Genomic DNA, 447 nt, shown 5'->3' with positions numbered 1-447 from the left:
CCTCCTCGCGAAATCGCAGAGGGCTCTGCCCTGGCCCGGTGACAGCGACTGCGAGTCGTCCAGCGTCCATGCACCGAACACTGGTTCGGTCCTTGTGCCTGGGGTGGATGCTGACCTGGAGCTTTGGCTGTAGCGAACAAGCCGCGACGACGGTAGAGCGGCAGTCCGATGCTCCTGCCACTCCATTGAGTTCGGTACGGCCGGACCACCAGTTCGAGCAGGCGAAGCAGCGGACCAAGGCACTGGGAGAGCGCTGTGCCACTGGCGGCGAGTCCGATTGCCATTCCCGCCTCTGCCTGCGGGCCGGGCCTCAGCTCGACCAGGACTATTTCTGCAGCCAGCAGTGCCGCAGTGATGACGACTGCCCGAAAGCCTGGAGCTGCGTCCAGATTCATCCCTCCGCCGGAGGGCAGGTGTGCGCGCCGCCTGAAGGCTGGACCGGCGCTG

It is taken from the genome of Myxococcus virescens (assembly GCF_900101905.1).
Classification (GTDB): Bacteria; Myxococcota; Myxococcia; order Myxococcales; family Myxococcaceae; genus Myxococcus; species Myxococcus virescens.
This window is presented reverse-complemented; position numbering follows the sequence as displayed.